This window comes from Mesorhizobium sp. USDA 3734 (assembly GCF_056279665.1).
The window spans coordinates 3,058,536-3,077,734 of sequence record NZ_JBWCCW010000001.1; the positions used below are offsets into that span (position 1 = coordinate 3,058,536).

Genomic DNA, 19,199 nt, shown 5'->3' on the forward strand with positions numbered 1-19,199 from the left:
AGCGAGCGAGCGGCAAAACCCGTCAGCCCTTGAGCGCTTCGAGCACGCCGATGGCGGCCATCATGTCGCGCTTGCGAGCCGCGCGGCGCGCGACGGCCTCGGCGTCCTGCCCCCAATGCTCGATCTGCCAGTCCTCGTCGACATGAGCAGCGGCCCAGGCAACCTCAACGTCGAGTTCGCCAAAATCGACAGCCAGCGCCAGCAGCGCCGAGCCGGTCAGCGAGGTCATCACATGGATGGCGGCGAGCCGAAGCGGGTCGGCGCGCTGGGCAAGATGGCTGCCCAGCACGGCGATGCTTTCGCGTGGCTGCTCGACATGGATGATCCCCTCGGCGAGATTGAAGCGAGCCCCGAGCGCCGCCCTCGCCCAGTCGATCACCGGGTCCCAATGCTGGTTCTGCCGCTCCACCAGCCCCTGCGGCGCGTCGGCGCGGTAACAGAGCAGATCGGATGAGGCGAAGCGCAGAATGTCTTCCAGCACCGCCTGCGGGTCGCTGGCGACGCCATCGATGGCGGTGTTCACAAGCCGCATCACCGGCATGGTCACCGGATCAATGGTCTCGCCCTGTGCGGCGAACTCGTCGGCGACGAGCGCTGCCGCAGCCTCGGTCGGCAGTGCCAGCAGCGCCTTGCCCGGCGTGCGCACCGGCTTGCCGTCGAGATGCACGGCAAAGCCATCGTCCACCGGCGCGACCGAGACGGTCTTGTAGAAGCGCTTAGGCAGATGCGTCTTCATCTGGATCTGGGCGCGACGCACCGGATCCGGATCGGAAAGATATTTGCCCGCTTCGAGGTCGTTGAGGATATCACGCATAAAAGTCTCTCTCACACCGGCGTCAGCTTGCGCACCGGCCGGTTGACGATGATCAGGCCGGCGGCAATCAGTCCAAGTGCCAGAAAAATGCGCATGGTCAGTGGCTCATTCAAGAACATGGCGCCGCACAAAACGCCGAAAACCGGCGACAGGAAGGTGAAACTGGACAGGCCTGACGCCGGATAGCGCCGCAGCAGCCAGAACCACAGCACATAGGTGAAGGCGACAATGTAGACCGCCTGGAAAAGCAGAGCCAAAGTCGGCAGCACGGTCGGGTCGCGAACAGGCGGACCGGCGAGAGGCAGCACCAATATGCCGACGATTGCAGCACCGGCGAGCTGATAGAGCAGAAGTTTTTCAGCACTCGCCTCGACCAGCTTCGAGCGCTTGATGAGAATGTTGGTCAAGGCCCAGAAAAATCCGGAGCCAAGACTCAGGAGATCGCCGAACAACATGTCTCCGCCACCACCGAGCTTGTCGGAAAAAACCGCGGCAAGGCCGGCAAACGCCAGCAGCAGGCCAAGGAACTTGCGCAGGGTGATCTGCTCGCCGAGCAGGAAATGGCCGCCGAGCAGCATCCAGAACGGCATTGTGTTGACCAGCAGCGTGTTGCGGGCAACGGTGGTGTGCTCCAGACCGACATAAAGGCAAAGGAACTCGATGCCGAAAAGCGCGCCCACCACGATGCCGGCGAGCAATGTTCCATCACGGGTGAAAAGCGCTATGCCGCGCCACCGGCACCAGCCGAAGACGCAAAGACCGCCGATGATCGAGCGCGCGATCGACAGGAAGACCGGATCGTAGCCGGCGTAGGAGATCTTGGCGGCGACGTAGTTCAGCCCCCAGGAAAAGGTCAGGCCGACCATGATGGCGGCGGCCGCCAGGTCAACCGTGTCGCGGCGATCAAGCGTATCGGTGGCGAGCGTGTCGGCGACGCCGCTCACGATCAATCCTCCGCGCTGGCGTCGTCGAAGCCGATCAGGTTCCAGCTCTGGCGCATATGCGGCGGCATTGGCGCGGTGACATCGATGACGCCCTTGTCGGGATGCGGAATGATGATGCGGCGCGCATGCAGGTGCAGGCGGTTTTGAATGCCGCCGGGGAAATCCCAGTTGGTGTCGGCCTCGAAATACTTCGGATCGCCCAGGATCGGGCAGCCGATGTAAGCGGCATGGACACGAAGCTGGTGCGTGCGGCCCGTGTAGGGCTCCATTTCCAGCCAGGTCATCGTCTGCGCCGCCTGTTCGATGATACGGTAATAGGAGACGGCGTGGTCGGCGCCCTTTTCGCCATGCGCGGCGACACGGACGCGGTCACCGTCTGGCGTCGGCTCCTTGATCAGCCAGGTCGAGATCTTGTCCTCGCGCTTGGGCGGCACGCCTTTTACCAGCGCCCAGTAGGTCTTCTTGGTCTCGCGGGCGCGAAACGCTTCCGAGAGCTTCATGGCGGCCAGCCTGGTGCGAGCAACGACCAGCACGCCCGAAGTGTCGCGATCGAGGCGGTGGACCAGCCGCGGCTTCTCGCCCTTCTGGTTGCGCCAGGCTTCCAGCATGTCGTCGACATTGCGGGTGACGCCCGAGCCGCCCTGCACCGCAAGGCCCGCCGGCTTGTTGAAGACGAAAACCTTGGGATCTTCGTGGATCAGCATTTTCGCCAGGACGTCGGCATCGCCCTGGTTGCGGATCGAGTGGCCGGTCAGCGCGCTCTCGCCCTTCTTGTCCACCTCGAGCGGCGGAACGCGGACCATCTGGCCCGGCTCGACGCGGGTGTCGGCCTTGACCCGGCCGCCGTCGACGCGGATCTGGCCGGAGCGCAGCAGCTTTTGCAGATGGCCAAAACCAAGGCCCGGGAAGTGGGTCTTGAACCAGCGATCGAGCCGCATGCCCGCCTCGCCGGCCTCCACCGTAATCTGTTCAACGCCTGCCATATCTTTTCGCTTATCCGTTTCCGGCAGGCTCGGCCTGCTCTCGGCGCGGCAATAGCACTATGAAACGGTTCTTGCGAGCCAAAGTCCCAGAAACAGGGCGATAATGGCGCCAATGACGCTGGCAAGGGCATATCCAAACGCCGGCAGCGTGGCTCCCCGCTCCCAAAGCGTCGCGAAATCGAGCGAGAATGCGGAAAAGGTAGTGAAGCCGCCGAGGATGCCGGTGGCAACGAACAGCCTAAGCTCGTTCGATCCGCCGCGGCGCGCCAAAATGGCGATGAACAGGCCCATGGCAAAGGAACCGACGATGTTGATGGCCATCGTGCCCCAGGGATAGTTGGAGCCGACAAGGCGCAGCGCGCCTATGTTGGTCAGGTGGCGGATACCGGCGCCGATGCCGCCACCGACCACAACGAGAAGCAGATTGAACATGACCGTTTCTGCCCCTGCCGGGGTGGCGAGGTCAATCCCCTGTGTGCGTAGGTGCTGGCACCGCGCAAACAGTTGAACGCGTCAGGAACCGCCTCTCACGCCCGTTGTCGAGCGAGAACATGCCGCCCCTGCCTGGCACGACGTCGATGATGAGATCGGTGTGCTTCCACACCTCATATTGTGAAGCGCTGATGTAGACAGGCGTCTCGCCGATCTCGCCGAGCATGACGTCGTTGTCGCCGACGATGAAATCCCCTAGCGGATAGCACATGGGCGATGATCCGTCGCAGCAGCCCCCGGACTGGTGAAACAGCACCGGACCGCACTCGGCGACGATTTCGGCCAGGAAGCTCCTGGCCTCCGGCGTGGCCAAGACTTTTCCCATCGACACCTTATCGAGCATGACAATCCTCCCAAAGGCCAATGCGGCGGCGCGGCCTGTTGGCCGCACCGCCTGGGATAGCGCCTTTGCGGGCGATCAGAAGAAGCCGAGTTTCTTCGGGCTGTAGCTGACCAGCATGTTCTTGGTCTGCTGATAGTGGTCGAGCATCATCTTGTGGTTCTCGCGGCCGATGCCCGACTGCTTGTAACCGCCGAACGCGGCGTGCGCCGGATAGGCATGGTAGCAGTTGGTCCAGACGCGTCCGGCCTGGATGGCGCGGCCGAAACGGTAACAGCGGTTCGCGTCGCGGCTCCAGATGCCGGCGCCGAGGCCGTAGAGCGTGTCATTGGCGATCGACAGCGCTTCGTCATCATCCTTGAAGGTGGTGACAGAAACCACCGGCCCAAAGATCTCCTCCTGGAAGACGCGCATCTTGTTGTGGCCCCTGAACACGGTCGGCTTGACGTAATAGCCGCCCGCCAGATCGCCTGGCAGATGGTTCTGTTCGCCACCGATCAGCACTTCGGCTCCTTCCTGCCGGCCGATGTCGAAATAGCTCAGGATCTTTTCCAGCTGTTCGCTCGACGCCTGCGCGCCGATCATCGTTGCCGGATCGAGCGGATCGCCCTGGACGATTGCCTCGACCCGCTTCAGAGCCTTTTCCATGAACTTGTCGTAGATCTTCTCATGCACCAGCGCCCGGCTCGGACAGGTGCAGACCTCGCCCTGATTGAGCGCGAACATGACGAAGCCTTCGATCGCCTTGTCGAAGAAGTCGTCATCCTCCGATGTCACGTCCTGGAAGAAGATGTTGGGCGACTTGCCGCCGAGCTCGAGCGTCACCGGGATGAGGTTCTGGCTCGCATATTGCGAGATCAGCCGGCCGGTCGTCGTCTCGCCAGTGAAGGCGATCTTGGCGATGCGGTTCGACGAAGCGAGCGGCTTGCCGGCCTCGAGGCCAAAGCCGTTGACGATGTTGAGCACGCCGTCGGGCAAGAGGTCACCAACAAGGTCAGCCCACAGCATGATGGTGGCGGGCGTCTGTTCGGCCGGCTTCAGCACGACGCAGTTGCCGGCGGCAAGTGCCGGCGCCAACTTCCACACCGCCATCAGCAGCGGGAAGTTCCAGGGAATGATCTGACCCACGACTCCGAGCGGTTCGTGGAAATGGTAGGCGACCGTGTCATGGTCGATCTCGGAGATGCCGCCTTCCTGGCTGCGCACGGCGCCAGCAAAATAGCGGAAATGATCGATGGCCAGCGGCAGATCGGCGGCGGTCGTCTCGCGGATCGGCTTGCCATTGTCCCAGGTCTCGCCGAGGGCCAGCAGATCGAGATTGTCCTCCATACGGTCGGCGATGCGGTTGAGGATCAGCGCGCGGGCGGCGGCACTTGTCCTGCCCCAGGCATCCTTGGCCTTGTGCGCGGCGTCGAGCGCTGCCTCGATGTCCCTGGCGTCGGACCGAGCGACCTCGCCCAGCGGCCGGCCGTTCACCGGCGAGATGTTCTCGAAATATTTTCCGGACAGCGGTGCCACCCATTTGCCGCCGATAAAGTTGTCATAGCGCTTGGCGAAGGGAACCTTGGCCGTGCGGGAAAATTCCACCTTGTTCATTGTCTTCCTCCCAGTATGCAGCGCCACGGGATGTGACGTGTCACTGGGAAGAGTTGCGGATGGGGTCGGACTTGTCAGCCCATGCCCAGCATTCGACCGGTGCCGAGTGTCGCAGATCTGCGACAGCTCTGCCCCTCAAAGCTCAGTGCGGACGGCGGATGCCGAAGCGGGCCAGCTTGCGATGCAAGGTGGCCCGAGAAATTCCAAGATTGCTGGCGGCGGCCGAAACATTGCCTTCGGCGCGCGCGATGGCGCGCTGCACCACGCCGCGCTCTGCTTCGCCCAGGTCCTCAGCGGCCCCCGCCGGGCCGCCAAGAATGTCGGCGGCCGGCAACCCCTTGGCCAAGGTCTGTTGGGTGATGCCGAGAGCCAGGCGCGCCGAGCGCGTCGCGCCCACCACCAGATCGTCGGCATCGACAGCAATCAGCGCGCCGGCGCTGCGCTCGGCGACCGGCGCCAGCAAGATACGGGCATTGGAAAACGCCAGACGGAAATTCTCGGCCTCGATGCGGCGCGCGGCATCGCCAACGGCGATGGCGATCAGGTTGACAAAGCCTTCGGTCAGGTCCGACCGGCATGACGAGACATCGAGTGCCGCCGCCAGATTGCCTTCGTGGTCGAAGATCGGCGCGGTGGTGCAGCTGAGCAGTGTGTTGCGCGCGAAGAAATGCTGGTCGCGATGAATGGTGAGCGCGCGCTGATCGGCAAGGCATGTGCCGATGCCGTTGGTGCCCTCGGAGTCCTCACTCCAGACGGTGCCCGTCCACAGTCCCCACTCGTCGAACGTGTCGTCGTCGGCGACAGCGCCGCGGCGGTCGACAGGGATGCCTTCACTGTCGGCAAGCAGCACGCAGCAACCAACCCCGCCGACAGCCATGTATAGCCGGTCGAGGCTGGCATCGGCGGCACGGCGCAACGGTTCCATACGCTGCCTGGCTTGCCTCAGTTCGCCTTCGGTCAAGCGTCGTGGCGCCTGGCGCTCGGCCGGATCGAGACCGTGCAATGTGAGCGAACGCCGCCATGAGGCGACCAACGCCGAGCGTGCCGCATCGTTGCTGGCGATTGAGGCCTGGATAAAATCCGAATGATGACCGATCGGCTGCCGTCCGCTCACCTTATCCTCCCAAGGCGACTGTCGCTTCCAACTCAACAGCAGCGTTATATCCTCCCAGATATATCCGCTGCATCAAGTTGTAGAGGAACGAGGCTCGACGACGCTATAGGACGATGGTGTAACAACAGCCGTGCAGAGTAGCTGGGAGCCCCGCCCAAACGCTGTCGTCACCACTCAGGTGTTGTCCAGCCCGGGTATTTCTTCCTGAGTTCGGTGTAGAGGCCATCTATTTCCGTTTTGCTGACCGGGCGCACCTGTTCGTAGAGATAGCCCATGACGCTGCCGGACAACTGATATGCCGCAATGCGCTTATAGGCTGCGCCGATGCCTTTGCCTTCGACAATATATTGGTCCGGTATCGTGACACAGAGCTGCGCACCCGACTGCAAATGGGTGACAGGCGGATCGGTTACGACGACATATCTGGATTTCAACGCTCCCGGTCTGAATTGATCGCGACTGTCGACCTGACAGGTCCACTCGATGCGAGCGTAAAGGTCTTTATCCATTTCATACAACAACGAGTCGCTCATGACCGCGCCGGAGGCAAACACCGAAAACCGGTCCTCGGCTCCCATCTTGGCAACGAGATCATCGATAAGGCGTCTGTATTCAGGAAGATTGTCGAGGTGAAGAGGGAGCGTAGCTTCCCTGGCAAAGACGTAGCTGATCGGTGACAGCACCTGGCGGCCAATCGGAAAAAAGGTGCCCCAAAAAGCAAACCCAGCGGCAACGGCTATCGCGGCTGTCGACCATCGCGATCTCAGCGCCGGCATAGAAACGATCGCAACGATTGCCTGGGCATATGCGGGAAAGAGCCAAAGAAACATCGGCATCGAATGATGACGGTCCGGATCCTGCGTCCGGGTAAAGAGGAAAAAGGTGAGTGCCGAGGCAACGGCACAGAACAAGGAAAATCTGTTCCGGCGTACAACAGAGATATAAAGGCCAGACATGATCAACAGCCAGTTCACATAGCTGAGCCGGGATCCTACCTGGTCGATCTGCGAAACGAAGTTCGTCTTGTATCCACTGTAAATGTCGCCATAGCTGGTTCCCAGTATCTTGAGGACCAGGGGTTGCTGGAGGGCCAATGCAGCCCCGGCAACAACGAGAATCGCACACACACCCCCGATGACGGCATTGCGGAGTGCCGGAAAGTCCCGGTCTTTGGCGACCTGCAACAAGCAAAAGAAGGCCGCGGAGAGCCCGAGCCCTATGACGGGATAGGCATACCAGCGGCGTAGCACGAACGCCAACCACAGGCATACGCCGACGCGTATTCCGCCGATCACCGGCTCATGGGTCAGGAACCTCGATTTCCAAAGAAAATAGGTTGCCGCGGAAAGCGCGAGGCAGCCGGCAATATCAGGCAATCCACGAAGCGTCGCCGCCCAGAACGGCGTGTAGAGAAAGGCCGCAATCCAGACAGCGAGCCAGCTTCGCGATGACGATGTCTCGGTGGCCGCCTCCAGATAGCTCATTCTGCCTATGAAAAGAGCGGTCGGGATCAGGTAAACCGCGACTATCCCGGCGGTGTATGAAAGCCTCGAATCGCCAAAAAGGATGTGAAACGGCATCAGGGGCACAAGAATTGCCACACTGTAATCATCCGTTGCGATTGAGGTCCTCAATTGGCCGAGCCACTGGAGAGGGCTCTCGGCCAAGAGCGCGCCCTGCCGATTGAACGTGTCGAAATAGGCAGCGAAGTCCCAATAGTAGACTGGCTCTTCAAGGCTTATGTAGATGACTGCAAGAGCAACTCCCAGCAAGACGGTGCACAGATACGCCCCTGTCCAGAATCCGAGAGATTTGTTGTTCGTCACTTGAGGCCGCCAGGAGGAGAAGAGGCAGAACTGTCGAAGCCAACCCGGGACTGCCGTTTATGCAGCCAAAGAGCCGTTCCGGCACATGAGCGGCCAACAAACATGGCCAAGTCTCACACACGCAGAGCACCCAGATGCTGCCGGCAGAACCGGCAGCCCTGACCTTAAAGCTCAGGTCGTCCCGGCCTTCTTCGGCTTGGTCGAACCAATCATCTTCCAGTTCTTGTAGAACATGGAATTGATGCGCTCGACGCTCACCGAGACGACGGCAAGCATGCCCGCGATCAGCCCCGGAACCGGGGACGGACGGATGATGTCCATGAACACGCAGTAGCGGCGACCGTCATACTCGTTGACCGAGCGATGCAGCAGCGTGTCGTCGAAGATGAACAGCGGATTGTCGTACCAGTAATTCTTGACGTTGCCGCACTCGACGAAAATCTCCGATTTCACCGGGATCAGGTTGTAGAGAATGCGCAGGCTGAGCCGCAGCGGGCCGAAGTGCCAGGAGGTCGATTCGCGCTTGCTGAACACGGAAACGGCGATGGTCTTGATGTATTTGAAATCCTTGTTGAACTCGGCGACGTTGTCGATCTTGTGCTTGCCGTACCACTGGTAGACATACATGCCGCGCCGGCCGGCGCCGAAATTGGCGTCGATGTCGGCAATGATCTCGTCCTTGCGCGCCTTGAAGATGTCCAGGACCTCATTGACCTCGCGCTGATAGTCGGCGGGAAACTGCTCCAGCTTCCAGACGCCAGGATTTCTGTAGCACAGCAGGTCGACCAGCAGATTGAACGGCGAAAGCAGCCAGGTGAACAGGCCGTTGCCGAGGAAATACCCGCTGAACAGTGACAGATCCTTGCGGTCGTTGCGCAGCACGTCGATCAAGCCGCAAACAATGAAGATCGTCGTCAGGATGGGGATGAAATAGAAGCCAAGAGCAAGAAGCGGGATGGCAATGGCGAATTTGCGAAGGGATTTGCGAAGGGTTTTTGTCATTTTTCCACGCGCGAAGCGCGATCCTGTTGCGAATGAGGTGCCCAAATCACGGCAACGACCACCGCCCGGCCGTGCGCCTTGATAAGGTTTTTTGGGTCACCACACAACGGCCGCGGTATCGCGGCCGGCTGGCTGCCTGATGAAGCCTGCCGGTCTTAGTCAATGCACCGCCGGCAGGCCAAGCTCGTCCCATTTTTCCCTGGGAACCAGATCCCCAACCAGAAATTCGAAGCCGACGACGCTTTCGCCGTCGCCAGCCAGTTGGCACCTGAATTTCAGACCATACCAGTTTCTGCGACTGCGGAAAGCAGCACCATTCGCGGCGATCATCGTTCCAGTGATTTTTTCCTGCGCCGTTGCGTAGGGTACGACCCGCTCCGGCTGATAATCCGTGTGCCATCGGCGGATCTGATCCATCGCTTCGAGATTGCACAATTGCACCATGCGCTCGTCGGACGCGAAGGTGGCGAGATCGGCGCGTGCCTGCCGGCTGCGCGGATCGGCCAGCGTCTTGGCCGACAGCATTTCGGTCGGCCGGATCATGACCGGCGCGGTGGGCGGTTGGGGTACGGGCGGGCTCGCAGCGGGCGGTGGCACCGCTGCCGGCGCCTCCTCTGGCAGTGCTGGCGGCACGAGAGCAGGTGGCGGCCTGGTTGAGGCCTCGAACTGTTGCCGCGTCAGGATATCGACCGACACCCGCTCCTCCTCCAGCCGTTTCGGCGGCTTCGGTGACGGCATCAAGGCCAGTGTGGCAGCCAGCAGCGCGTGGAGAACGACCGCGGCGGAAATGCCCCAAGGCGAAGCCTCGTTTCGAAGCGTGACGACGACCGGGTCACGCAAGCCTGCTATTCCCGCTCTTTGCGCAGCTTCGCCCAATAATCGAGCCGCTTCCTGATGTCGCGCTCGAAGCCGCGCTCGGGCGGATCATAGAAGGTCTGGCGGCCCATCTTCTCGGGAAAATAATCCTGCCCAGAAAAGGCATCCGGCTCGTCATGGTCGTAACGATAGCCGGCGCCGTAATCCTCCTCTTTCATCAGCTTGGTCGGCGCGTTGAGGATGTGCTTGGGCGGCAGCAGCGAGCCATGTTCTTTCGCGGCACGGGTGGCCGCTTTGAAAGCATTGTAGACAGCGTTGGATTTGGGCGCGGTGGCGAGATAGACGGTGGCCTCGGCAAAGGCGAGTTCGCCCTCGGGCGAACCCAGATAGTCGTAAGCATCCTTGGCGGCGTTGGCGACGACCAGCGCCTGCGGGTCGGCAAGGCCGATGTCCTCCATTGCCATGCGCACCAGCCGGCGGCCGAGATAGAGCGGATCCTCGCCGGCATCGAACATGCGCGCAAGATAGTAGAGAGCCGCATCGGGGTCAGAACCACGCACCGATTTGTGCAGCGCCGAGATCAGGTTGTAGTGGCCGTCCTGGCCCTTGTCGTAGATTGGCGCGCGGCGCTGGACGATGCGCTGCAGTCCCTCCTGATCGAAGACCTCGCCGGGCTTTGCTGCCCGCCAGACTTCCTCCGCGAGGGTAAGAGACGCGCGGCCGTCGCCATCGCTCATGCGGATCAGCATGGCCCGCGCCTCGTCGTCGAGCGGCAGCGCCCTGCCCTCGGTCTCCTCCGCCCGCGCCATCAGCTTGGCGATGCTTTCCTCGCCCAGCGAGTGGAAGACCAGAACGCGCGCGCGCGACAGCAAAGCAGCATTCAGTTCGAAGGACGGGTTTTCGGTTGTGGCACCAACCAGCACGACGGTTCCGTCCTCCATGACAGGGAGGAAACTGTCCTGCTGGGCGCGGTTGAAGCGATGGATCTCGTCGACGAACAGCAAGGTCTGGCGGCCATTGGCGCGGCGCAATTTGGCTGCCTCGAACACCTTCTTCAGATCGGCGACGCCGGAAAAGACAGCCGATATCTGCTCGAAGGCCAGGCTGGTTTCGCCGGCGAGCAGCCGCGCCACCGTGGTCTTGCCGGTGCCAGGCGGGCCCCAGAAGATCATCGAGCCGAGCGAACCGGAACCGATCAGCCGGGTCAGCGCGCCGTCAGGGCCGGTCAGATGCTCCTGGCCGACGACCTCGCCAAGATTCTTCGGCCGCAGCCTGTCGGCCAGCGGCCGCCCGGGCGGCGCCTTTTCCGGTTCATCGACGCTGAACAGATCGGCCATGCACTTCTTTTTCGTTGGAGCATGAGCCCGTTTGCGCGGGGCCGTACTCTAATAACGCAACACTTGGCGCAGTATCTGCCCGCCACGCTCGACGGTAAAGCGCCACCAGCGTGTATCCGTCTTGGCCGCCTGCTCCAGGGTCGCGGCGGTATCGATGGCGGTGCCGTTCACCTCGCGCACGATATCGCCCGGCTGGAAACCGAAATCGGCGGCCGGCGAATCGCGATTGATGTCGACCACGGTGACCCCCTTGATGTCGGTGCGCAGGCCAAGCCGCTGCGCGAGCCGTGGCGACAGTTCCGCTACTTTGGCGCCTGAGAACGGGCTGCGGCCGTGCAGCGTCACTTCGGCAGCCTTCATGCCTTCCGGAGCGCGCTCCAGTGCGATGTCCATCGCCGCTTGCTGGCCTTTGGTCAGAACCGCGAAATTCGCGGTGGTGCCGATCGACAGCGTCGCCATCCGGTAGTCCAGCGCTTCGATGCTCTCGACCGGCTTGCCGTTGAGCTGCAGAACGACGTCGCCGGGCTTGAGCCCTGCCTTGGCGGCCGGTCCTGTCGCCTCGACCGACGAGACCAGCGCACCGGTCGGCTTCTCCATGCCGAGCGACTCGGCGATCTGCGGCGTCACCGCTTCGAATTCGGCGCCGATATAGGGCCGTTCGAAGAAGTCGAGCCCGGCCTTGGCCGCATCGGCAAAGGCGCGAACCATGTTCGAGGGAATGGCGAAGCCAATGCCGATCGAGCCGCCGCTGCGGCTGTAGATGGCGGTGTTGATGCCGACCAGCTGGCCGCCCATGTTGATCAGCGCCCCACCCGAATTGCCGGGATTGATGGCGGCATCGGTCTGGATGAAGAAGCTTGAGTCGGAAACGCCGATATGGCTGCGGGCAAGTGCCGAGACGATGCCGCTGGTGGTGGTCTGGCCGACGCCGAAGGGGTTGCCGATGGCCAGCAGCAGATCGCCGACCTCGAGCGCGTCGGAATCGCCTATGGCAATGACCGGAAACGGCTTGTCCGAGGTGATCTTGAGCACGGCAAGGTCGAGCGTCTCGTCCTTGAGCAGCACCTTGCTGTCGAACTCACGCCCGTCCGCGGTCGCCACCTTGACCTGATCGGCATCCTTGATGACGTGGTAATTGGTGACCACGACGCCGGTCGGGTCGACCAGCACACCGGAGCCGAGAGACGACTGCGCCCGTGGCTGCGAACGACCGAAGAATTCCTCGAAGAAGGGATCGCCATCGAAGGGCGACGTCACCTTGGCGGTCTGCGAGGCATAGACGTTGACCACGGCCGGCGCCGTCTGCTTGACCAGCGGCGCGAACGAGAGCTGCACCTCCTCGCGGCCGAAGGGTACGCGCTTGTCGGGACCGGAGGTGGCGTTCTCGCCTTCCACGCCATGCAGCAGGTCGGTCAGCACATCGGACAGGCCGGGATCGGTCTTGGTCTCCTCGGCCAATGCCTGCCTGACCACCGGTGCGGCCGCAAACGCCATCATGGCGAAGAGCAGAACAAGGGACAGTCGGTTGGCGCGCATTCGCGAATCCTCCAAGGCAAGTTCGGGGGCATTGTCCCGACGATTGTGCAAAATGAAAGGCTAAGCCGCTGAAATCCGATTATTTTGGGCAAACACCGTTGGTTCTGGCCGGAAGATCGGCTTTGGCCGCAATTTACTGCTTCCAGAAAACAAAAAGGGGCCCGCAGGCCCCTTTGAATTCAATCCGGAAAACCGAGCCTTATGCGGCTGCGGCGTCCGCGTCGGTGCTTTCGGCTTCGATGCGAGCGCGGTCGCCGGCGCCCTTGGCCGAGGTGTCGCGATCGACGAACTCGATGACGGCCATCGCGGCGTTGTCACCGTGGCGGAAGCCTGCCTTCATGATGCGCAGATAGCCGCCGTTGCGGGTGGCGTAGCGCGGGGGCGATGGTGTCGAACAGGCGCTTGACGACGCCTTCATTGCCGATCTGCGCGATCACCTGGCGGCGGGCGTGCAGGTCGCCGCGCTTGCCGAGCGTCACCAGCTTCTCGACGATCGGACGCAAATCCTTCGCCTTCGGCAGGGTGGTGACGATCTGCTCATGCTCGAGCAGCGACACGGCGAGGTTGGCGAACATCGACTTGCGATGGCTAATGCTTCGGGCGAAGCGACGGCCTTTGAAACCGTGGCGCATGGCTCTTTTCCTTCTTCAGTTGTTCAAGAGGCCGCGGCCTCTGATGGTTTTCCGCATGACCGTCGGATCGAGCGGCCCACGCCGCCGATCCTTGGAATTCATGCTCAATATTGATCTTCGTAACGCTTGGCGAGGTCTTCGATGTTTTCCGGCGGCCAGTCCGGCACTTCCATGCCGAGGTGCAGGCCCATCGCCGCCAGGACTTCCTTGATCTCGTTCAGCGACTTGCGGCCGAAGTTCGGGGTGCGCAGCATCTCGGCTTCGGTCTTCTGGATCAGGTCGCCGATATAGACGATGTTGTCGTTCTTCAGGCAGTTGGCCGAACGCACCGAAAGCTCGAGTTCGTCGACCTTCTTGAGCAGCGCCGGGTTGAAGGCAAGCTCGGTGACGGCTTCGGCGGCGACTTCCTTCTGCGGCTCGTCAAAGTTGACGAACAGGCCGAGCTGGTCCTGCAGGATGCGGGCGGCGAAAGCCACCGCGTCCTCGCCGGTGATCGAACCATCGGTCTCGATCGTCATGGTCAGCTTGTCATAGTCGAGAACCTGGCCCTCACGGGTGTTTTCGACCTTGTAGGAGACCTTCTTGACCGGCGAATAGAGGCTGTCGACCGGGATGAGGCCGATCGGCGCGTCTTCAGCGCGGTTGCGGTCGGCCGGCACGTAACCCTTGCCGGTGTCGACGGTGAATTCCATGCGGATTTCAGCGCCTTCGTCCAGCGTGCAGATGACGTGGTCGGGGTTGAGGATCTCGACGTCGCCAACCGTCTGGATGTCGCCGGCAAGAACCGCACCAGGTCCCTGCTTGCGAACGACCATGCGCTTGGGGCCATCGCCTTCCATGCGGATGGCGATTTCCTTGATATTCAAGACGATGTCGGTCACGTCCTCGCGCACACCGGCGATGGACGAGAATTCATGCAGAACGCCGTCGATCTGCACGGCGGTAACAGCCGCACCGCGCAGCGAAGACAGAAGCACGCGGCGCAGCGCGTTGCCCAGCGTCAGGCCAAAGCCACGCTCGAGTGGCTCGGCGACCAGCGTGGTCAGCGTCTTCTTCTTCGACGAGAACTCGATCTTGTTCGGCTTGATCAGTTCCTGCCAATTTTTCTGGATCATGATGCTTTCCTTCCGTTGACCCGCCACCATCCAATCGTGGCGGGCGACCTGGAATGCCGTGGAGGAGCGCCCCTAAGGGCGCTCGCGCGACGTTCGGTAAATTGCTTAGACGCGACGCTTCTTGCGCGGGCGGCAGCCATTGTGCGGGATCGGCGTCACATCACGGATCGAGGTGATGGTGAAGCCGGCCGCCTGAAGGGCGCGCAGTGCCGATTCACGACCGGAGCCTGGTCCGCAGACCTCGACTTCGAGCATGCGCATGCCGTGTTCCTGGGCCTTCTTGGCAACATCCTCGGCAGCCATCTGGGCAGCGAACGGGGTCGACTTGCGCGACCCCTTGAAGCCCTGGGCACCGGCCGACGACCAGGCAATCGAATTGCCCTGCGCGTCGGTGATGGTGATCATCGTGTTGTTGAAGGTCGAATTGACGTGGGCAACGCCCGACGAGATGTTCTTGCGTTCGCGACGGCGAACACGAGCGGCTTCCTTGGCCATGATAGTCCTTTCAGTTGATCTCTACACCGCCGTAATGCCAGCGGCTCCACCAGGGAGAAGGCAGTAAGGGAATATGGCAGTAGGGCAGTATGTCTGCCGATCCTATTGCCTTACTGCCCTACTCCCTTACTGCCCTAAGTTACTTCTTCTTGCCGGCGATCGACTTGGCCGGGCCCTTGCGGGTGCGCGCATTGGTATGCGTGCGCTGGCCGCGGACCGGCAGCGAGCGGCGGTGACGCAGGCCGCGGTAGCAGCCGAGGTCCATGAGCCGCTTGATGTTCATCGAGACTTCGCGACGCAGGTCGCCTTCGACCTGGTAGTCGCGGTCGATGGTCTCGCGGATCTGCAGCACTTCCGCGTCGGTCAGCTGGTTGACGCGACGCTCGGCCGGGATGCCGACCTTGTCGACGATCTCCTGGGCGAACTTCTTGCCAATGCCGTGAATGTACTGAAGCGCAATGACAACGCGCTTGTTGGTCGGAATGTTGACGCCGGCTATACGAGCCATGTTCTTCCCTTCTCCATGTGGGCCGGCCAATCCTCAAAAACAAGGCAGGCACGGCGCTATCTTAAGTTGCCCCGCGTCCGGTGGAGGCCGGCCCATGCGGGAGTTTCCAGTTCAAAGCGGCTGCCTTGCCCTTGCGGACAAGCAAAGCCCATGCCTGATAGGAAGACGGGCCGCCATACCGCAGCGAACCGCTTCCGTCAAGTGCAATCGTTAATTTCCCCGCACTGCGTCCTTGAGCACCGCTTCGATCTGCTCCGTCACGGCATCGATATCGGCCATGCCGTCGACACTCCGGAGTTTGCCCTTGGCGTAGTAGTAGCCAATCAGCGGCGACGTCTTCTTGTAGTATTCCCTCAGACGCTCCTCGAACACGATCGGATTGTCGTCCTTGCGAACGGGCAGGCCGGCGGCCTGTGCCTCGTTGGCGCGCTTGACTATACGCCCAACCAGCGCCTTGTCGTCGACGACAAGTTCAATGACGGCATCGAGGCCCTGGGAGCGATCCGAAAGCATCTGCTCGACCGCGTCCGCCTGCACCAGGGTCCGCGGATATCCGTCGAGGATGAACCCCTTGGCGCAATCCGCCTGATCGATACGCTCGGCGACGATCGCATTGACGATGGCGTCGGACACCAGCTCACCGGCATCCATCACCGCCTTGGCACGCTTGCCGACTTCGGTGCCTGCCTGGACGGCAGCACGCAGCATATCGCCCGTCGAAAGCTGGGGTATGCCGTGTTCTTCTACCAGTCTTTGTGCTTGTGTCCCCTTGCCCGCTCCTGGCGGCCCAAGCAATATCAACCTCATCTGGCTTTCTTCCCCCCGCGCAGCTTCGACTTCTTGATCAGGCCTTCATACTGGTGCGCAATCAGGTGACCCTGAATCTGCGCAACCGTATCGAGCGTGACACTGACCACGATCAGAAGCGATGTGCCACCAAGGTAGAATGGTACGCCAGTCGCCGAGATCAGGAACTCCGGCAGCAGGCACACCAGCACCAGATAGATGGCGCCGACGACGGTGATGCGGGTGAGAACGTAATCGATGTAATCGGCGGTGCGCTCGCCCGGACGATAGCCCGGGATGAAGCCCGAATGCTTCTTGAGCTGGTCGGCGGTGTCCTTCGGGTTGAAGACAATCGCGGTGTAGAAGAAGGCGAAGAACACGATCATCGCAGCATAAAACAGCATGTAGAGCGGCTGGCCGTGGCCGAGCGAGGCGAGCACGGTGCTTGCCCAGGCCGGCATGTTGGTCGTCTGCGAGAAGCCGGCGACGGTGGCCGGCAGCAATAGCAGCGACGAGGCGAAGATCGGCGGAATGACGCCCGACGTGTTGAGCTTCAGCGGCAGGTGCGAGGTATCGCCCTGGAACATGCGGTTGCCGACCTGGCGCTTCGGATACTGGATCAGCAAGCGGCGCTGGGCGCGCTCGAAGAACACGATGAGCGCAATGACGACGATGGCCAGCACGATGATCGCCAGGATCAGGCCGGTCGACAGCGCGCCGGTGCGGCCAAGTTCCAGCGTGCCGGAGATGGCGTGCGGCAGGCCGGCGACGATGCCGGAGAAGATGATCAGCGAAATGCCGTTGCCGATGCCGCGGGCGGTGATCTGCTCGCCCAGCCACATCAGGAACATGGTGCCGCCGACCAGCGTGACGACGGTCGAGATGCGGAAGAACATGCCGGGGTCGCTGACGATGCCATTGCCGCCTTCGAGGCCGACCGAAATACCATAGGCCTGAACCAGCGCCAAAAGCACGGTGCCGTAGCGCGTGTACTGGTTGATGACCTTGCGGCCCTGTTCGCCTTCCTTCTTCAGCGCTTCCAGCGACGGGATGACCGAGGTCATCAGCTGCATGATGATGGAGGCGGAGATGTAGGGCATGATGCCGAGCGCAAAGATCGCCATGCGCTGCACGGCGCCGCCGGCGAACATGTTGAACATGCCGAGCACGCCCTTGCTCTGCGAGGAGAAGGCCTGGGCGAAGGCGTCGGGATTGATGCCGGGAAGCGGGATGTAGGTGCCGAGGCGGTAGACGAGCAGCGCGCCGATCGTGAACCAGATGCGTTTCTTCAGATCCTCCGCCTTGGCGAAGGCCGAGAAATTCAGATTCGAGGCTAATTGTTCAGCAGCCGAAGCCATGCCTGATTCTCCGCTTGGTAACGCTTGATGGCCCTTGAGGTCAGGCGGCGCGTTTCACCGAAGCTCACGAGATAAGCTCCGGGCTCTAAACATGCAAGCGGCCGCGTTGACGCGGCCGCCTCGTCGAGCAGATCAAAGCGCAATCGTGAGCAAAAACGGATCCCACTCTTGCCGATCGCGCTTCAAATTGCCGTTACTCGGCAGCTGCCTTTTCCTGCGGCAGCTTGACCGAACCGCCGGCCTTTTCGATCTTCTCGATCGCGGCCTTGGAGGCGCCGGCAACGTCAAAGGCGAGCTTCGCCTTGATCTCGCCGTCCGAGAGGATGCGCACGCCGTCCTTGACGCGGCGGATGACGCCGGCGGCAACGAGCGATTCAGCCGTCACGGTTGCCTTGGCGTCGAGCTTCTTGGCGTCGATGGCCACCTGGATGCGGGCCAGCGACACGACGGTGAAGCTCTTGGCGAAGATGTTGTTGAAGCCACGCTTCGGCAGGCGCCGGTAGAGCGGCATCTGGCCACCCTCGAAGCCGTTGATGGCGACGCCGGAGCGTGCCTTCTGGCCCTTGACGCCGCGACCGCCGGTCTTGCCGGAGCCGGAGCCGATACCACGGCCGAGACGCTTCTTGGAGTGCGTCGCGCCGTCCTTGTCACGCAGATCGTTGAGTTTCATCTGAGTTCTCCTGCGCTCTGGCTCAGCCCTCGTCCACGACGCGGACGAGATGCTGGACGGCAGCGATCATGCCGCGCACGGAGGGCGTATCTTCCAGCGTGCGCTGCTTGTGCATCTTGTTGAGGCCGAGGCCGACCAGCGTCGCGCGCTGTTCCTTCGGGCGGCGGATCGGCGAACCGATCTGCTCAACGGTGATGGTCTTGGTTGCTTTCTTGGCCATGGTCAAAATCCCTGGTCAGATCGACTATTCTTCAGCCGCAACGGCGGTGCCGCGGCGGGCCTGAAGGGTCGAATACTTGATGCCACGAGCAGCAGCCACATCCTTGGGATGCATCTGGCTCTTCAGCGCGTCGAAGGTGGCGCGAACCATGTTGTATGGGTTCGACGAACCCATCGACTTGGCGACCACGTCATGCATGCCGAGCGTCTCGAAGACAGCGCGCATCGGGCCACCGGCGATAATGCCGGTACCTTGCTTGGCAGCGCGCAGCAGCACGCGTCCGGCGCCCCAGCGTCCTTCGACGTCGTGATGCAGCGTACGACCCGAGCGCAGCGGCACGAAGATCATGTCGCGCTTGGCCGATTCAGTTGCCTTGCGGATAGCTTCCGGCACTTCACGCGCCTTGCCGTGACCAAAGCCGACGCGGCCCTTCTGGTCGCCGACGACGACGAGTGCTGCAAAACCGAAGCGACGGCCGCCCTTGACGACCTTGGCGACGCGGTTGATGTGGACGAGCTTGTCCACCATGCCGTCATCGCGTTCTTCACGATCGCGGCCGCGGCCGCCATCCCTACGTTCCTGTGCCATATCCTGTTCCTTGTTTTTTTCCGGAAG

20 protein-coding genes and 1 pseudogene are annotated in these 19,199 nt (G+C 62.1%); all 21 read right to left on the reverse strand.

The features are described 5' to 3' along the window. Positions 1 to 22: 22 nt before the first annotated feature. Positions 23 to 814 (reverse strand): ATP12 family chaperone protein, encoded by a 792-nt coding sequence (locus tag ACZ89F_RS14680; RefSeq protein ID WP_476092601.1) that lies wholly within the window; start codon positions 812 to 814, stop codon positions 23 to 25. A gap of 11 nt (positions 815 to 825) precedes the next feature. Continuing rightward, positions 826 to 1,680, reverse strand: coding sequence for a DMT family transporter (locus ACZ89F_RS14685; RefSeq protein ID WP_476097289.1), 855 nt, complete (start codon positions 1,678 to 1,680; stop codon positions 826 to 828). 80 nt (positions 1,681 to 1,760) lie between these two features. Beyond that, positions 1,761 to 2,741 carry an RluA family pseudouridine synthase gene (locus ACZ89F_RS14690; RefSeq protein ID WP_109672261.1) on the reverse strand — a complete coding sequence of 327 codons (981 nt, stop codon included), beginning with the start codon at positions 2,739 to 2,741 and terminating at the stop codon, positions 1,761 to 1,763. A 57-nt stretch (positions 2,742 to 2,798) separates the two neighbouring features. Further along, positions 2,799 to 3,173 carry a fluoride efflux transporter CrcB gene (crcB, locus tag ACZ89F_RS14695; RefSeq protein ID WP_476092603.1) on the reverse strand — a complete coding sequence of 125 codons (375 nt, stop codon included), beginning with the start codon at positions 3,171 to 3,173 and terminating at the stop codon, positions 2,799 to 2,801. A 31-nt stretch (positions 3,174 to 3,204) separates the two neighbouring features. Beyond that, entirely contained in the window at positions 3,205 to 3,576 is a 372-nt protein-coding gene (locus tag ACZ89F_RS14700; protein WP_476092605.1) for a DUF779 domain-containing protein, read from the reverse strand. Positions 3,577 to 3,651: 75 nt separating this feature from the next. After that, a complete protein-coding gene (adh, locus tag ACZ89F_RS14705) occupies positions 3,652 to 5,169 on the reverse strand; it encodes an aldehyde dehydrogenase (RefSeq protein ID WP_476092606.1) in 1,518 nt (505 codons plus the stop codon). 142 nt (positions 5,170 to 5,311) lie between these two features. Then, a complete protein-coding gene (locus tag ACZ89F_RS14710; RefSeq protein WP_476092608.1) occupies positions 5,312 to 6,283 on the reverse strand; it encodes a GAF domain-containing protein in 972 nt (323 codons plus the stop codon). A gap of 167 nt (positions 6,284 to 6,450) precedes the next feature. Beyond that, positions 6,451 to 8,109: a hypothetical protein gene (locus tag ACZ89F_RS14715; RefSeq protein ID WP_476092609.1), complete on the reverse strand. Its 1,659-nt coding sequence runs from the start codon at positions 8,107 to 8,109 to the stop codon at positions 6,451 to 6,453. A 171-nt stretch (positions 8,110 to 8,280) separates the two neighbouring features. Beyond that, entirely contained in the window at positions 8,281 to 9,111 is an 831-nt protein-coding gene (locus ACZ89F_RS14720; protein ID WP_476092611.1) for an aspartyl/asparaginyl beta-hydroxylase domain-containing protein, read from the reverse strand. 159 nt (positions 9,112 to 9,270) lie between these two features. Then, positions 9,271 to 9,951 carry a DUF930 domain-containing protein gene (locus ACZ89F_RS14725; RefSeq protein ID WP_476092613.1) on the reverse strand — a complete coding sequence of 227 codons (681 nt, stop codon included), beginning with the start codon at positions 9,949 to 9,951 and terminating at the stop codon, positions 9,271 to 9,273. 5 nt (positions 9,952 to 9,956) lie between these two features. Further along, on the reverse strand, positions 9,957 to 11,264 hold the full coding sequence (locus ACZ89F_RS14730) for a replication-associated recombination protein A (protein WP_476092615.1): 1,308 nt from the start codon (positions 11,262 to 11,264) through the stop codon (positions 9,957 to 9,959). A gap of 48 nt (positions 11,265 to 11,312) precedes the next feature. Beyond that, positions 11,313 to 12,800 (reverse strand): DegQ family serine endoprotease, encoded by a 1,488-nt coding sequence (locus ACZ89F_RS14735; RefSeq protein WP_476092616.1) that lies wholly within the window; start codon positions 12,798 to 12,800, stop codon positions 11,313 to 11,315. Between the two features lie 199 nt (positions 12,801 to 12,999). Then, positions 13,000 to 13,432, reverse strand: a pseudogene (gene rplQ / locus ACZ89F_RS14740) (50S ribosomal protein L17). A 104-nt stretch (positions 13,433 to 13,536) separates the two neighbouring features. Further along, positions 13,537 to 14,547, reverse strand: coding sequence for a DNA-directed RNA polymerase subunit alpha (locus ACZ89F_RS14745; protein ID WP_013531438.1), 1,011 nt, complete (start codon positions 14,545 to 14,547; stop codon positions 13,537 to 13,539). A gap of 105 nt (positions 14,548 to 14,652) precedes the next feature. Continuing rightward, on the reverse strand, positions 14,653 to 15,042 hold the full coding sequence (gene rpsK, locus ACZ89F_RS14750; RefSeq protein WP_006205444.1) for a 30S ribosomal protein S11: 390 nt from the start codon (positions 15,040 to 15,042) through the stop codon (positions 14,653 to 14,655). 139 nt (positions 15,043 to 15,181) lie between these two features. Beyond that, entirely contained in the window at positions 15,182 to 15,550 is a 369-nt protein-coding gene (gene rpsM / locus ACZ89F_RS14755; protein ID WP_006205445.1) for a 30S ribosomal protein S13, read from the reverse strand. 210 nt (positions 15,551 to 15,760) lie between these two features. Further along, complete coding sequence (locus tag ACZ89F_RS14760; protein ID WP_476092617.1) at positions 15,761 to 16,357, reverse strand: adenylate kinase; 597 nt, start codon at positions 16,355 to 16,357, stop codon at positions 15,761 to 15,763. Further along, positions 16,354 to 17,694, reverse strand: a complete 1,341-nt coding sequence (gene secY / locus ACZ89F_RS14765) for a preprotein translocase subunit SecY (RefSeq protein WP_056588610.1) — start codon at positions 17,692 to 17,694, stop codon at positions 16,354 to 16,356. The genes ACZ89F_RS14760 and secY overlap by 4 nt, the downstream gene beginning before the upstream one ends. A 193-nt stretch (positions 17,695 to 17,887) precedes the next feature. Next, complete coding sequence (gene rplO, locus ACZ89F_RS14770) at positions 17,888 to 18,364, reverse strand: 50S ribosomal protein L15 (RefSeq protein WP_013531434.1); 477 nt, start codon at positions 18,362 to 18,364, stop codon at positions 17,888 to 17,890. Positions 18,365 to 18,386: 22 nt separating this feature from the next. Beyond that, a complete protein-coding gene (gene rpmD / locus ACZ89F_RS14775; protein WP_006205449.1) occupies positions 18,387 to 18,584 on the reverse strand; it encodes a 50S ribosomal protein L30 in 198 nt (65 codons plus the stop codon). Positions 18,585 to 18,608: 24 nt separating this feature from the next. Beyond that, positions 18,609 to 19,172: a 30S ribosomal protein S5 gene (gene rpsE, locus ACZ89F_RS14780; protein WP_006333394.1), complete on the reverse strand. Its 564-nt coding sequence runs from the start codon at positions 19,170 to 19,172 to the stop codon at positions 18,609 to 18,611. Positions 19,173 to 19,199 lie beyond the last annotated feature (27 nt).